Annotated in this window: 15 protein-coding genes; all 15 read right to left on the bottom strand. The window is 44.2% G+C overall.

Going from position 1 to position 12,859, the window contains the following annotated elements; translation table 11 throughout:
* Positions 1-208 precede the first annotated feature (208 nt).
* Entirely contained in the window at positions 209-1,849 is a 1,641-nt protein-coding gene (gene merA / locus EXW96_RS18385; protein ID WP_155615818.1) for a mercury(II) reductase, read from the bottom strand.
* A gap of 39 nt (positions 1,850-1,888) precedes the next feature.
* The gene (locus tag EXW96_RS18380; protein WP_155615817.1) at positions 1,889-2,221 is read right to left on the bottom strand and encodes a heavy-metal-associated domain-containing protein; all 333 of its coding nucleotides are present in this window, start codon (positions 2,219-2,221) and stop codon (positions 1,889-1,891) included.
* A gap of 14 nt (positions 2,222-2,235) precedes the next feature.
* Complete coding sequence (gene merT, locus EXW96_RS18375; RefSeq protein ID WP_155615816.1) at positions 2,236-2,538, bottom strand: mercuric transport protein MerT; 303 nt, start codon at positions 2,536-2,538, stop codon at positions 2,236-2,238.
* A 197-nt stretch (positions 2,539-2,735) separates the two neighbouring features.
* A complete protein-coding gene (merR, locus tag EXW96_RS18370) occupies positions 2,736-3,131 on the bottom strand; it encodes a mercury resistance transcriptional regulator MerR (protein ID WP_141336094.1) in 396 nt (131 codons plus the stop codon).
* A 489-nt stretch (positions 3,132-3,620) separates the two neighbouring features.
* Positions 3,621-5,549 (bottom strand): copper resistance CopC/CopD family protein, encoded by a 1,929-nt coding sequence (locus EXW96_RS18365; protein WP_174351127.1) that lies wholly within the window; start codon positions 5,547-5,549, stop codon positions 3,621-3,623.
* 322 nt (positions 5,550-5,871) lie between these two features.
* Positions 5,872-6,429, bottom strand: coding sequence for a DUF6803 family protein (locus EXW96_RS18360; RefSeq protein WP_196427005.1), 558 nt, complete (start codon positions 6,427-6,429; stop codon positions 5,872-5,874).
* A 70-nt stretch (positions 6,430-6,499) separates the two neighbouring features.
* The gene (locus EXW96_RS18355; RefSeq protein WP_141336096.1) at positions 6,500-7,012 is read right to left on the bottom strand and encodes a DUF6803 family protein; all 513 of its coding nucleotides are present in this window, start codon (positions 7,010-7,012) and stop codon (positions 6,500-6,502) included.
* Positions 7,013-7,487: 475 nt separating this feature from the next.
* A complete protein-coding gene (locus tag EXW96_RS18350; RefSeq protein WP_174351126.1) occupies positions 7,488-7,592 on the bottom strand; it encodes a DUF2933 domain-containing protein in 105 nt (34 codons plus the stop codon).
* A 165-nt stretch (positions 7,593-7,757) separates the two neighbouring features.
* Entirely contained in the window at positions 7,758-8,030 is a 273-nt protein-coding gene (locus tag EXW96_RS18345) for a hypothetical protein (RefSeq protein WP_141336098.1), read from the bottom strand.
* 95 nt (positions 8,031-8,125) lie between these two features.
* Positions 8,126-8,305: an SHOCT domain-containing protein gene (locus tag EXW96_RS18340; RefSeq protein ID WP_230876382.1), complete on the bottom strand. Its 180-nt coding sequence runs from the start codon at positions 8,303-8,305 to the stop codon at positions 8,126-8,128.
* A 55-nt stretch (positions 8,306-8,360) separates the two neighbouring features.
* Complete coding sequence (locus tag EXW96_RS18335) at positions 8,361-9,563, bottom strand: F510_1955 family glycosylhydrolase (protein WP_141336100.1); 1,203 nt, start codon at positions 9,561-9,563, stop codon at positions 8,361-8,363.
* The gene (locus EXW96_RS18330; RefSeq protein WP_141336101.1) at positions 9,560-9,769 is read right to left on the bottom strand and encodes an LPXTG cell wall anchor domain-containing protein; all 210 of its coding nucleotides are present in this window, start codon (positions 9,767-9,769) and stop codon (positions 9,560-9,562) included. The genes EXW96_RS18335 and EXW96_RS18330 overlap by 4 nt, the downstream gene beginning before the upstream one ends.
* On the bottom strand, positions 9,766-11,169 hold the full coding sequence (locus EXW96_RS18325; protein ID WP_141336102.1) for a sensor histidine kinase: 1,404 nt from the start codon (positions 11,167-11,169) through the stop codon (positions 9,766-9,768). Before EXW96_RS18325 ends, EXW96_RS18330 begins: the two co-directional genes overlap by 4 nt.
* The gene (locus EXW96_RS18320) at positions 11,166-11,873 is read right to left on the bottom strand and encodes a response regulator transcription factor (RefSeq protein ID WP_174351125.1); all 708 of its coding nucleotides are present in this window, start codon (positions 11,871-11,873) and stop codon (positions 11,166-11,168) included. The genes EXW96_RS18325 and EXW96_RS18320 overlap by 4 nt, the downstream gene beginning before the upstream one ends.
* Before the next feature lie 196 nt (positions 11,874-12,069).
* The gene (locus EXW96_RS18315) at positions 12,070-12,639 is read right to left on the bottom strand and encodes an urease accessory protein UreH domain-containing protein (protein WP_196427004.1); all 570 of its coding nucleotides are present in this window, start codon (positions 12,637-12,639) and stop codon (positions 12,070-12,072) included.
* Positions 12,640-12,859: the final 220 nt, after the last annotated feature.

Here is a 12,859-nt window from a genome sequence, read left to right as displayed (position 1 = left end):
GAATACCCTTCGTTAACGTCCCGGTTTTATCAAAAGCAATGACCGATAGATGGCCCGTTTCCTCTAGGTGAATCCCGCCTTTAATCAGCACGCCGTTTCTCGCGGCGTTACCTATGGCCGTTACAATCGAAACCGGCCCATTTTTTTCTCGTTTTCAAAGGTTCCACGTTTTATTTTACAGACCCGAATAAAACAAACGGGGGGAGATTTACCCAGCACAACAAGACAATTTAGAAACGTCTTTATCGAACGTCAGAGCTGCCAGTTTTAATCCTTCTGCAATCGTTAAGTACGGCGCAAAGCTTTCACGTAAATCCTCAACGGTTAGACCGAATTTTACTGCTAATGTCGCGGCGTAAATGACTTCCCCAGCGTTTTCAGAGACAATATGGGCACCTAATACTTTCAACGACTTTGAATCAGCGACTAACTTAAAGACACCGGTTGTTTGTCGATTCACAAGCGCTCTCGGAACGGCATCCAAAGGTAGAACGGACGTCTTCACTTCATAACCCTTTGCCTTTGCCTGTGCTTCCGTTAATCCAACAGAAGCAATCGACGGGGAAGTAAATGTAACGCCTGGAACGGATTCAAGGTTGACCTTACGTTCTAATCCCCTGATAGCATTATCTGCCGCGATCCCCCCCTCATAAGCAGCAACATATACAAATTGTGGACCCATGGTGACATCACCAGCCGCATAAATGTTGGGGTTTGCGGTCCTTAAGTATTCATCAACAATGATTTCTCCCCGTGAACCTGTTTTTACTCCAGCCACACTAAGATGGAGTGCTTCCGTATTCGGTTTTCGTCCTGTAGCGATAAGAAGTTTCTCGGCCTTCACTACTTTGTATTCGCCATTTACCAAAAGATAAACCTGTTTCAGGTCGCCAATGGCTTCAACGCGTTCATAGGTTACACCGGTAATAACCTGAATGCCTTGTTCTGTTAATGCTTTGGTCACTGCGTCGGATATTTCCGGGTCATACTCTTTCAAGAGCCGTGGACTTCTTTGCAGTAACGTGACTTGTGAGCCTAATTGGTGAAACAGCTGACCTAATTCCATGGCGATATACCCCGAACCAATAACAGCAAGGGTTTTGGGTAATTGCTTCAGCTCCAACAAGGACGTGCTAGTCAGATAATCCACTTCTTGTAAACCTGGAATGTCCGGAATGGAAGGGGAAGCGCCTGTGGCGATTAAAAATCGTTTAGCCCTAAACTTTTGATCATTAACCTCTATCGTTTTTTCATCAATAAATTTGGCTTCGCCGCGAATGAGTTCAAATCCATATTCTTCAATTAAATCGACATACTTGTGCTGGCGAAGTTCGCCAACAAGTTCATCTTTTTGCTCAACCAATTGTGCCAAATCAACTGACCCAGCCGATGTGGTTAGCCCCAAGAAAGGGTTGCTTTTAGCGAGATGATGGATTTCACCGGCACGAAGCAGTGTCTTGGATGGAACGCAGCCAATATTTACACAAGTTCCGCCTACGGTACTACGTTCAATGATAGCGACTTTTGCGCCATGTTCGACCGCCTTAATTGCGGCCGAAAAAGCGGCTCCACCTGATCCAATAATCAATAAATCATAATCACCCTTACCGTCGAGAACCGGTTTGTCATAAGACTCCATGACTTCCGCATCTCCCGATTGATATTTCGCTTCGTTGATGGCTTGCTTTGCGGTTTCAATATTTACGTCGTCTGGTAATTCAAGTGTGGCTTCTCCCCGCCGAAAACTGGCCTTAATATTTCTGGCCCCAATACCTTCAAGTGCTGTTGCAACGTGTTCTTCGCAGCCCGTACAGGTCATGCCTTTCACTTGGATTCGATATTTTTTCATGATAAACAAACACCTACCTTAACGATAGTTTTTCACAACTTATTGAATACCATATCCTAAATCAATCACCGTTTTTTGAATTGTTTTTAGATCCGTTTTGCTTTTATCAAATTCAACTTGCGCCGTTCCAGAACCGATCTTACTTTTAATTTGTACATTCTGGACACCATCTACACTCTTTATGGCACTTTCTACAACAAAATCACAACTCGCACAGGTTAACCCTGTGACTTCAAACGACGCCTTTTCAATATTTTCTGCGTTTGCGACTGTAACAGCGCTTTTGCTTTCGTTTGGTGTTCCGCAAGCTGAAACGATAAGCGCAAAAGATAACATCAATCCAGTGAACAAGGCGATTTTACTTATTTTCATAAGATTCACCTTCCTTAAACGTATCCCTTAGCCAAAAGGGTATAAGTAAACATGCCCAACACCAAAACAGTCGAAATCCATAACGTGATAATCGTACTTTTCTTTTTGCATTGCCGTCCATAAACATAATAAAAAGAGATCGCTAGAAGAACGACAGTAATAATCATAAGCACCGATTGGAACTTTGTAGCGAAAATCGCGAGTGTTCCTGCAAACCCTGTTAATCCAAGGGGGATTAAAATTAAGGGACCCAGGCAACAACCCGACATCACAAAAGCGCTAAAAACAGTGGCCAAACTCGACATTTTTTCCTTCATCAATACACCTCATTTTTGCTTTGGAATACTGCAACAATCTATCGCTGCGCTAGTTTTCCCGGTTTTCTCTTGTTTCCCTATTCGTTTAAACATCATGAACAAAGAAAAGGAAAAGAGGCTTCCGAAAATTATCCCAGCGGTTGTTTGATGAACGCGCTATAAGTCCCAAATGTTGTACCAGCAAGCAAAGGAATAATCTAACGAATTAATGTTTCGATGATGGGGCATTCATGAATCGCTTTTTCATCAGGACAACGCTTTTTTAAATTAGATAACATCGTTTCGATTCGTTGAAGGTCTTTAATTTTTTGCTGAACGTCCTGCAGTTTTTCGACAACAAAGTCATACATGTCTGCGCATCTAACATCTTCTTTATCCACAATGCCAAGCAATTTATCAATTTCGGAGAGTGTGAAACCAAGCTCCTGCATTCGCTTAATGAACATTAATCTGTCCCTCGTGTTTTCGGGATACAGTCGATAACCTACATCACTTCTTACAGGTTCGGGAATCAATCCTTTTCGTTCATAATAACGCAGTGTTTCCTTATTGACGTTGCATAGTTTGGAAATGTCTCCTGTACGATATTTCATCTTTTCTCACCCCGTAATAAAGTATAAACCCTGTACCATAGTACAGGGTCAAGAACTTTTATTCACTCAAAATGGTGTTAGTTATAAGAACGTAACCAATGGCAACCAATACAATCTGTATGATCGCGTCCATACAAAATTAAATCCGAAAAGATCGCGCACAATGACCTCAGAATACTGCAATTTATACAACATGAACTCGAGTAATAGAGCAGCTGCGTCATACCCTATTAAACGGGTGCAAGAGCTTTTGGTAGCGTGTCGGTTAGGCACTTCTTAATGATGAATCGGAACTTCTTTCAAAGTATAGATCGCTTTGGCTGGGCGCGTGTTCCAAAAGGGCATCCGTTTCAGGAGTCCTTTTTTCAATCGGAGAATGGGCATGAATAAGCGAAAAGGAGACGTTTGATCACAAATAACAACTCCAAACTAACATAGTATGGCCCTAATGTTACTGAAAATCTTTTATGTGGTCATATGATCGATCCACTATTCATACATCCGCATTTCGCCGGGTACGACAACGCGGAAGGGAAAAACGACCTTGCTGCCATCCGCTTTCCAGGCTTCCACTTCCATATCAATCGTGCCTGCAGCGTGCAGATAGTTTCCAGTCAATTTATACATGCCGTCGCCGAGATCAAACGCCGTATTTTCCTTTGTCCAATCCGGAGGCATAAATAATTTCACTTTCACTTGCTTTAAAGCAGGTTTGTCATCAAAACGCAGAAAAATATCATTCGTTGCCAGGCTGAGCGGAGAGATATCGACACTCACTTTCAAATCTTGCTGTACGCTACTGCTTGGGAAAATTCCCTGACTTGCCGCGCTTGGCGAGGATTCAATGAGTACGGTAGCTGCGAAAATAATAAGCATTGCATATAGGAGTTCGATTACTCCCCTGCGCACCAAAGCCTTCATTGCTTTTTCGGACATTCGTTGCAACCCGCGGCGCTGCCAATACGCGAGTGCGACAATGGCTAACACCAGTAGGACCTTGATTAATATGGCTTTGCCCCAATCGCTAACCATCAGGCTGCTCACCGTAAAAGATGGGACGTATTGAAGCGTCATGCCAATGCCCGTCAAAATGAGTAAAATAATAGCCCAAAACGCCCATTTGGCATATTTGCTGCCGGCCTGCTGCAGCCAGGAAAATGAATTATCTTTTGGAATCATCACTAAAAGGGCCAATAATCCACCCATCCAGACCGAGATGGCAAGCAAGTGGACCATATCCATACCCACAGCGAAGTATCCCCCATAACGCGGGTAGGTGGAATGGCCGGTTGAAAATGGCCAGAGTAAAACCGCAGCCACCAAGCCTACAAGCTGTAGTTTATTGCGCAGCAGGAAGGTGCTGATCGACAAGAGGATGATTTGCACAATAGGAATCCAGACAAACTGTAACGACATAAACTCGGACAGCGGTATTTTGCCAAGTTCCAAGCGCCTTACGATAATCAGTAAGAGCAGCCCCAACACACTGGAGCCGTATAACAACCAAGAAACCTTTGTCCATGGCCTGTAATTCCCCATTTTTCCTGCAATGATCACCTGAAACCAAGTGCCGCCAACGAGTGTCAATAATCCAAGAAATGTGAGTTCATGCGCTGCATGCTTAACACCTAATGGATTTTTGAAGGTTGGAGGTAACGTGATGTCCTGGTTCGACACGAGGGAAGTCACTTCACCTACGGAAAAATAAAATACCCCCAAGAATTCACGTTGGTTCGTTGTGCCATCGGGATTGAGCGGAGCTGCATACCAGGTCACTTGATATGTACCCGGAGACGGTGACGTCTCCAAAGGAATAATGATATGCCGGGGGTCTGCGGAATCCGCGCACGGTTCCTTGGTGACAACATTCGTATCCTTACCAAAAATCCCAAACGCACTGACCTTGGCCGGGTGCGAAAACCAAAGATCCATTTGTGCAGGCGCGACAGTAGCTATTTCCCCGTCCATCGGGTTCGATTTAACTAAACGAAACTCATCTTCGGTTTGGGTGGTCGCCTCTGACTCTGTGACCAAAAATTTGAACTGATCGCTAATGACGAAACCATCCAAAGCAATCAGATTGTATTGTACCGTATAAGCGCCCGCTGGAAGATTCTCCTGGACAAATAAGATAATATGCCGCGGATCTTCAGTATCGGTAAATGGTTTCCCCCGTTGCAGTTCATTTCCCTTTTCATCAACCACTTGGATGGATTCGGAGTGGACGATGACGGGATCTTCAAACCAAAGTTCTACCTTTGCAGGAGACTTATCTACGATGGCGCCAGCCGCAGGAAATGTTTTCTCCAAAGTGGAATGTGCTTGCGTCGTTGCAGGAAAGAAATAAGCAAAACAAAAAACGACAACGGATACGATTACTAGCCATTTCCATTGCCATGGCATCGAGTTTAGAATCATGTTTGACACCCCTCTATTTATATGAAGCCCACCTGCAATGTTCCAAAAGAGCTCAAAGATCATTCCCGATTTTAGCGCAAAGATGTGATGAAACTGTGTGGAAAATAAGACTCCTTTGCGTCCATTTGAAGTGAGCAGCCTTACAAACAGCGAACGGAGTAAATACGGAGACGTGGCAACCCTTGAAAATTCAGTAAAGCTGAACAGTAGTACTGAACAATAATAGATGGGGTCCGGCCCAATACATGCTGAAAGCGCCCCGAATCGGGACGCTTATAGCGGTCGTTTCAATTACAGCCATCAATTTCTCGAGTGAATTGATTTATTTTTGCATATCCATGTTCATGTCCATCTGTTGATCCATCTTCATATCCATTTTCATATCCATCTGCGTGTTCATCTTATCGCTCCCCGTTGAGTTACTGAACATACTTGGCTTAAGCGCTCCGAAAGGCATTGCGATCAGACAGAAGACAACGATAGCCGCGCTAATAAGCCCAAAACGAATTTTTATCCGTTTTTCCTCTGTTTTCTGTTTAAAAATGAGTCCTAGTTCCATAAGTGCAAGAGGGAGAAGGAATACCGGAGTAATGATATAAAACCCTACCGCGACGACATCCACCCACGTCAACCATCCACCTGTTTGGCTAAGTGGAATGACTAACGTATTCAAGAGATAAATCGAAATGCCCGTAAAATAGAAACCAATAAAGATAGAAGAAAGTTTATTGATCCGCACTAAGGTACCGCTGGTTTGACGCTTAAAAACAATAAAAAATTCCATAATGGTAATGGCTTCAATCATCAGGATGGGAATGGCGAGAAAGATAATGAGATTCCATGGCTGGTTTGCCATGATCAGTGACATATAATTCGTCATATGAACAGTTTCTCCTTTGTTGAAATTTCACATTTACTTTTAGCGTAACATTGATGATTGAACCTGTAGCTTACATTTCCATGTCCATTTTCATATCCATGTTATCGTTCATCGGCATCGGATTCATGACACCAGGATCAACCATTCCTAGAACCATAGCGACATGGCCGATAATAAGGAAACCGCTGACCAGCATAAAATGAACTTTCAGCTTTTGATCCGCTGATTTCTTCTTATAAATCAATCCTAATTCCAACAAGGCCAGCGGAAGCGTGAACAACATTCCTGTCACATTGATAATGACCGCAGCTGCATCCACCCAACCTAGCCAACCGCCGGTAAGGGTAACCGGAATGACTGCATTGAACATGAGATAAATTGAAATGCCAGTGAAATAAAATCCGAAGAAGATACTGCAAAACTTATTAATTAACTTTACAGTACCGCTAGTTTTACGATTAAAAATAAGGTGAAACTCGGTAACAGCGATCGTTTCAATCATGAGCATCGGAATGGCCATAAAAATAATGAGATTCCAAGGATGATTTGCACCAAGTAGTTGCATAAAATGACTCATTTGCATAAAAGTTACCCCTTCTGTTTTGAATGATTAGTTTTACATATACGTGGTACGATTTCTGTGAATCGAAACATATGAAGTAGCATTCCCCCTGACTATCCCCTCCCTAATGTTGATTGCTGTCTCCATAACCTTGCGACCACCGCTTGATGATCAATAACAATGACTATAAAAAAAGGTTTTGTTCAAAACGTGGGGAATCTGTGTTGAAATGATGAAGTTCCACCAATTGAATCGAAATCCCGTAGCCCCTGCAACAAAAAGCGACGAGGCTAGACCCCATCGCTGTTATTAAGCATCCTAAAAAATGATTAGGATATTTCCCATTTTGACAATCTTTCATCGGCGAGCTGGACCACGTTGTTTGACTGCTTGGCCTTCAAATCCTCAATTTCCTTCATCTGTTTATGGTTTTGTTCCATGAGATCCGCCATCTTAATTTGCAGTTGCTGAGACTCTTGTTGAGAAACAGAGGTGTTTACCGCACCCGTTTTCTTATTTTATTTCCACCGAACATGCCCTTCATACAAAAGAGCATCATCAAAGGGCATGCTAAAAAAGCAAGCAACTGTAACCAATTCATCGATCTTCCTCCCTCGCTTTTCAGATAATCCCAATATAACTGAAACGCCAGTATCCGGAAATGCCGGGATCTACTGGCGTTATATATTTTCATTCTTGCAGTAACGCGGCTTTTGTTACCGCATATTCCTCGACGCTTATTCTGCCCTCAATGTGCACTTTGTGTTCAATCTCTCTTCTTATCATCGTAAGAATCCATAAACGTGCTGCATGCGCTTATCATTTCCTGTCCTTCGGGGGAGTTCATGGCACTCATCATCTTCCGCATGTTTTCGTTCCCCATCATCTGCGTCATGCCCGACATGCTGTTTTCGTTCATCATGTTGCTCATATTGCCGTTGGCGATGTTATTGTCATTTGCGGCAAACACCCCTTGCCCCACAACCAAAACCGCTGCAAGAGCAAACGAAACCATCAACAACGTTTTTTTGTTCTTCATGCTAATTCTCCTCCTCCATATTTTGTTCTTACAAGGATAGTCTAATTCATAGATGTGTTGAAAACGTGATGATTCTATGAGGGGGCAATGAAGTTTTATTTGCCGGTTAATGCCGCCTTTTTCCGTTCAAATTCGTCTTGGTCCATTTCTCCCCGGGCAAACCGTTCTTTCAAAATGTTCAGTGCCGGATCTTCTTTTTTCTGAAACGTTTTAGACACCAGCAGCAATACGGCATAAATGACCATCCCAATGATCAGAATCCAGAACACCATCATAAAGAGGCTCCAACCCGGTCCCATCATCCGCCATCATGTGCACCACTCCCTTTCCTCATTTTTGTGTGGATGTGCCCTTTCCCTGATCGACAATTTTCGTCCAACGCTTGCCACCGTCTGATGAGGTATATCCATCTTTATTGAACGTCATGACGGCGAGCTCTTGTTCATTCACCGGATTTTGTGCGATGAAGGCGATGGCATCTTCGGTTATAGCTGGGATATTGATATTCCCGGTTTGTTTCGCATCGATGTCCATACGGATTAATGTTGCCGATTTATTGTCTATCCCACCTACAAACAAGCTGCCCTGTGCATTAAAGAACAAAGCAGTAATTTGCCCGGTAGGTCCGATTTGTTCAAAATGCTGTCCGTAATCTCTCGACACAAATACACCTTTTTCCGTGCCCACGGCCACCACCGCCTCATTGGTCGGGTGTACCGCAAGCGCCACGGGCTGTCCTTCCATGCCCTTCATTGCCGTTTTCGTCCAGCTTTTTGCTTCATCGGTTGAATAGTGGAGCCCGGTCGTTTTCATTTTGGCATTCGGTTCAGGATTGAAAACATAGATGGTGTGAGATTTGTAGCCGACACTCATGCCATGAAAGTCAATGTCGCCATAAAGGGCAAGCGCTTCAAAACTCTTTCCTTCATCTGTGCTTTTAACAATGCCGAAAGGATTTTTTTTGTTCGAACCTGGTGCTGGATGCCCACTGCTGTAGAACCCGTCATCCACCATGGAAAAACCCATGTAATCATGCTTTTCACCGGCTGGAAGTAGCCATTGATCCTTTTCGTAAACACGAAGACCGTCATGAACGGCAAAGAAAAGCTTGTTCCCGTCAGGAGAGTAGCTCATCCCATGCGCATGCTCCATCGTGACCTCTTTCAACTGCTGGGCTTCTGTTTCTGCAGTGGTTTTGGACCCTCCGCTTAGAACGGCGAACCCGCTGATGAGTACAGCCACGAATGCGCCAATCGCCGTCCATTTGAATACCTTAGCCGCTTTGGCGAGCTGCTTCCGTTTTGCCCGGTCTGCTTCATTTTTTGCATTGTTTAGCTGCTTCACCTTTTTGCTGATAAGAATAAAGCTGAGTAGAAGGATGAGGAATAAAATTACGATGCCAAAGAAAACATAATTCCCAAGCAGGCTTTCCCTTTGATGTTCCTCTTCCGTTCCATGTGCAAAAATTTGAGCCGGAAAGACAGTCATTGCCGCGAACATGAGCGGATAAATTTTGCTCATTACTTTTTTCATTTCGGATCCCCTTTTTTTCTCTTGAATATGAGATACAATAATCCCGCGATTAGAGCCGGAATGCCGATCCACATACATATACGCAATAAGTTGTATAGATACGGATTCACTGTAGCAGGATTCATCATGGACGTCGCCGACATTGTTAAACAAGATACACCGATCACCACAAGGGATATGGCAATGACCCACTCGATCCATTTCACTGGCTATCCCCTCCAATCGGAAGTGTAATTTCGAAACGAGTGCCTTTTCCTAACACGCTGGATACTTGAATCGTTCCGCCCTGCATGTCCACCAGCTGCTTGACGATAGCAAGTCCTAACCCGGTACCTCCATGTTCTCGGGAACGCGATTTTTCCACCCGATAAAAGCGCTCAAAAATAGAAGGCAATTCCTCTGGGGGAATGCCGATCCCGCTGTCTTCCACGATCGTAACCACATGGCTAGGCTCTTGCCTGAGCTGCACCTGAATCGTGCCCGTTTCCGTATAACGGATCGCATTGTCTAGCAAATTCATAAACACCTGCCCCATTCGTAGGCCATCGGCGTACACCAGCGGTAGCCGATCCGGTTGTTCCACGCGAATATCCAGTCCCTTACTTTTTGCTTTTGGCTTCACTTTTTGAATGACATGATCCATGACTTCGGTCAAATCGATCCATTCCATGTGAAGGATGATCTTGCCTTCCTCCATCTTCGATAATTCAAATAAATCATGAATCATATGCGTTAACCGAATCGACTCTTGATGGATAATGTCCAAATATTTCTGTTTCTCTTCCTCCGTCTCGTACAACCCGTCTCGTAACACCTTTGCATAGCCTTCCAAATACGTCATGGGGGTCCGAAGTTCGTGGGAAATATTCGCAAAAAATTCCCTTCGCGTATCACGGTACCGCTGCAGATCAACCGCCAAATCATTGATGGCTTTGGCCAAAGAGCCGATTTCATCGTTCGAAGGGATCTGAACCCGGGTGTTCAGGTCCCCTTGGGCAATCCGACGCGTCGCCGTCTCCATGCGAACCAACGGGTCCGAAAGTTTACGGGAAAGGACGAAGGTAAAGCCGAGCGCGAGGAAAAAAGCCCCTATACCTGATAGAATCAGTGATTGCCTTACTTTTTGCAGGGATTGATCAATTCCATTAACAGAGGACAGCACATAGACTGCGCCGTAAAAGTGTTGTCCAACAATGATCGGTTGGCCGGAGGCAAGGAAACGTTCGCCTGATCCAGGGTCGACCATTTCCATTTCAAGTGCCCTTCCTCTTATCAATTCCTGCATTTCTTCTTCCGGAATGGGTGAGCTCTGCGGTTTCCAAGCAACGCCGGAATTTGCCATAACTTTTCCTTCCGCATCGACGACCATCATTTTCACATCCGAAAATGACGACATCATTTCGATCATATTAACGGTCATGGTGCTCCGACTGGTGGCGACCTCATTCGCATACCGCGCAGCCAATCGCTCGATATGCTGCTGCACCTGATTGTAATAAAAACCTGAAAAAATTTGATTAATCACATAGCCCAATGGAAGGAGGACGACCAGAAACAGCAAAATCATCGTGGAGCCCAGTTTGATGACGATCCGGTTCACATTCATTTGGAATCCTCGACCGGATGGAATTTATACCCCACGCCCCATACGGTTTGAATCGGCACATAAGACAGTCCTGTAGCGCGTAACTTTTCCCGTATATTTTTCACGTGAGTATCCACGGTGCGCGTATCCCCGAAATAATCGCTGCCCCAAACCTGGTCTAAACAGATTTCCCGCGTGAACGCCCGGTTCGGATTCTGTGCCAGAAAACGCAGCAGGTCAAATTCTTTGGGGGTAAGCTCAATCATCTGATCCTTGACCATCACTTGTCTAGCATCGGGATCGATTTGCAAGTCCTGATAAACGATGGCTGCAGGACGAATTTCGGTGGCATCGGCCATACTGCTACGCCGCAGCAAGGCAAATGCGCGCGCGATCAATTCTTCCGGTTCAAACGGCTTCACCAAATAATCGTCGGCCCCCATATTAAGTCCCTGTACCTTGTCTTTCGTTTCAGTACGGGCCGTCAGCATTAAAATAGGGGTTTGGCTCGTTTTACGAATTCGTTTGCACACTTCCCACCCGTCCATACCGGACATCATGATGTCCAGCAAAATTAAATCGAATGGTTGTTGTTCAATTAACGCAAGTGCTTCATGGCCGTTACTGGCTTCTGAAACTTGAAAACCACTCTTGGTTAGGTAAATGCGTAAAAGGTTTCGCATATTCCATTCATCATCAACGACTAGCGCATGTATTTTTGGCATTGGCATTCCCTCGATCCCTAATTTACTTCAAAATATGTTGAAAATATGAAGGTCTTATCAAATCTTGATTAGAGCCCCCAATACGTAATCGTATCACTGATACCCAGTAGAATTAAAAATGCCCCGGATACTTTATAAACAATACGTCCCCATTGTCTGGCTTTTTTTAAGATCGTCCGATCCAAACCAAACCCGATCACAATCGCGAAAAATAAATACCATAAGTCGACTGCACAGCCAGCGGCATCACCATGCCGAAAAACAGCAGAACCATCGTCGGACAGAATCCTAGTGAAAATGCCACCCCAAGCAAAAACGCACCGCTTTTCCTTCCAGCTCGTTCGCCCATATTTTTCACAGCGTCAGAAATTTTAAACCCGAAACCGCCGCGCAACTTTATGATTCCCAGAAAAAACAACCCCATAAAAATTAGCAAAGGGCCGACCAACTTGCGGGCATAAACAAAAACGGGAATCGAATCAATGGAGATGCTATTGCCAAATAGCCAAAACATCATCCCAAAAAGGGAAAAAACCATGATCTTCCCTAGCAAATAAAGAAGAAATTCGAGACCGGCCAACTTTTCTTGCATGTATTTATTGCCGAAATAAGTAATACTGCCTAGGTTTGCGGTCAATTGACAAGGCGCAACGGAGCCGGCAAATCCGAAAAATAATGCTGCCAAGAAGGCAATATTAGAAGTACGGGCAGTATGGGCAAAAGGAGCACTTAACCAAGAACTGATTTCGCTAAAAAAACTGTACATAGGACCTCATGATCTTCGAGTGTTTTGATCTAAATAAAATTATATAAGAAAAATGTGATCGTTTTGTGTGTATGAGTAAAACTGACGCGAATATAGATTAACTCGTGTAATCGATTTAAAAGCTAACTTGTGCATATAGGGAGTGTAAATTATTTGTGTAAATGGGTTTTACCAAAACCACAGTAGCACAGGAAGGCTTTACATGGAGGGGCGGGCATGA

This window comes from Paenibacillus sp. JMULE4 (genome assembly GCF_013337105.1).
GTDB lineage: Bacteria > Bacillota > Bacilli > Paenibacillales > NBRC-103111 > Paenibacillus_G > Paenibacillus_G naphthalenovorans.
This window is presented reverse-complemented; position numbering and strand designations above follow the sequence as displayed.

Bases quoted from the DNA above. Each gene is read 5' to 3' on its own strand.
- EXW96_RS18340 (WP_230876382.1), bottom strand. From the start codon at position 8,305: ATGATGGTGTTCTGGATTCTGATCATTGGGATGGTCATTTATGCCGTA.
- EXW96_RS18325 (WP_141336102.1), bottom strand. From the start codon at position 11,169: ATGAATGTGAACCGGATCGTCATCAAACTGGGCTCCACGATGATTTTG.
- EXW96_RS18315 (WP_196427004.1), bottom strand. From the start codon at position 12,639: ATGTACAGTTTTTTTAGCGAAATCAGTTCTTGGTTAAGTGCTCCTTTT.
- EXW96_RS18365 (WP_174351127.1), bottom strand. From the start codon at position 5,549: ATGATTCTAAACTCGATGCCATGGCAATGGAAATGGCTAGTAATCGTA.
- EXW96_RS18360 (WP_196427005.1), bottom strand. From the start codon at position 6,429: ATGACGAATTATATGTCACTGATCATGGCAAACCAGCCATGGAATCTC.
- EXW96_RS18345 (WP_141336098.1), bottom strand. From the start codon at position 8,030: ATGAAGAACAAAAAAACGTTGTTGATGGTTTCGTTTGCTCTTGCAGCG.
- merA (WP_155615818.1), bottom strand. From the start codon at position 1,849: ATGAAAAAATATCGAATCCAAGTGAAAGGCATGACCTGTACGGGCTGC.
- EXW96_RS18380 (WP_155615817.1), bottom strand. From the start codon at position 2,221: ATGAAAATAAGTAAAATCGCCTTGTTCACTGGATTGATGTTATCTTTT.
- EXW96_RS18350 (WP_174351126.1), bottom strand. From the start codon at position 7,592: ATGAATTGGTTACAGTTGCTTGCTTTTTTAGCATGCCCTTTGATGATG.
- EXW96_RS18355 (WP_141336096.1), bottom strand. From the start codon at position 7,012: ATGCAAATGAGTCATTTTATGCAACTACTTGGTGCAAATCATCCTTGG.
- EXW96_RS18335 (WP_141336100.1), bottom strand. From the start codon at position 9,563: ATGAAAAAAGTAATGAGCAAAATTTATCCGCTCATGTTCGCGGCAATG.
- merT (WP_155615816.1), bottom strand. From the start codon at position 2,538: ATGAAGGAAAAAATGTCGAGTTTGGCCACTGTTTTTAGCGCTTTTGTG.
- EXW96_RS18320 (WP_174351125.1), bottom strand. From the start codon at position 11,873: ATGCCAAAAATACATGCGCTAGTCGTTGATGATGAATGGAATATGCGA.
- merR (WP_141336094.1), bottom strand. From the start codon at position 3,131: ATGAAATATCGTACAGGAGACATTTCCAAACTATGCAACGTCAATAAG.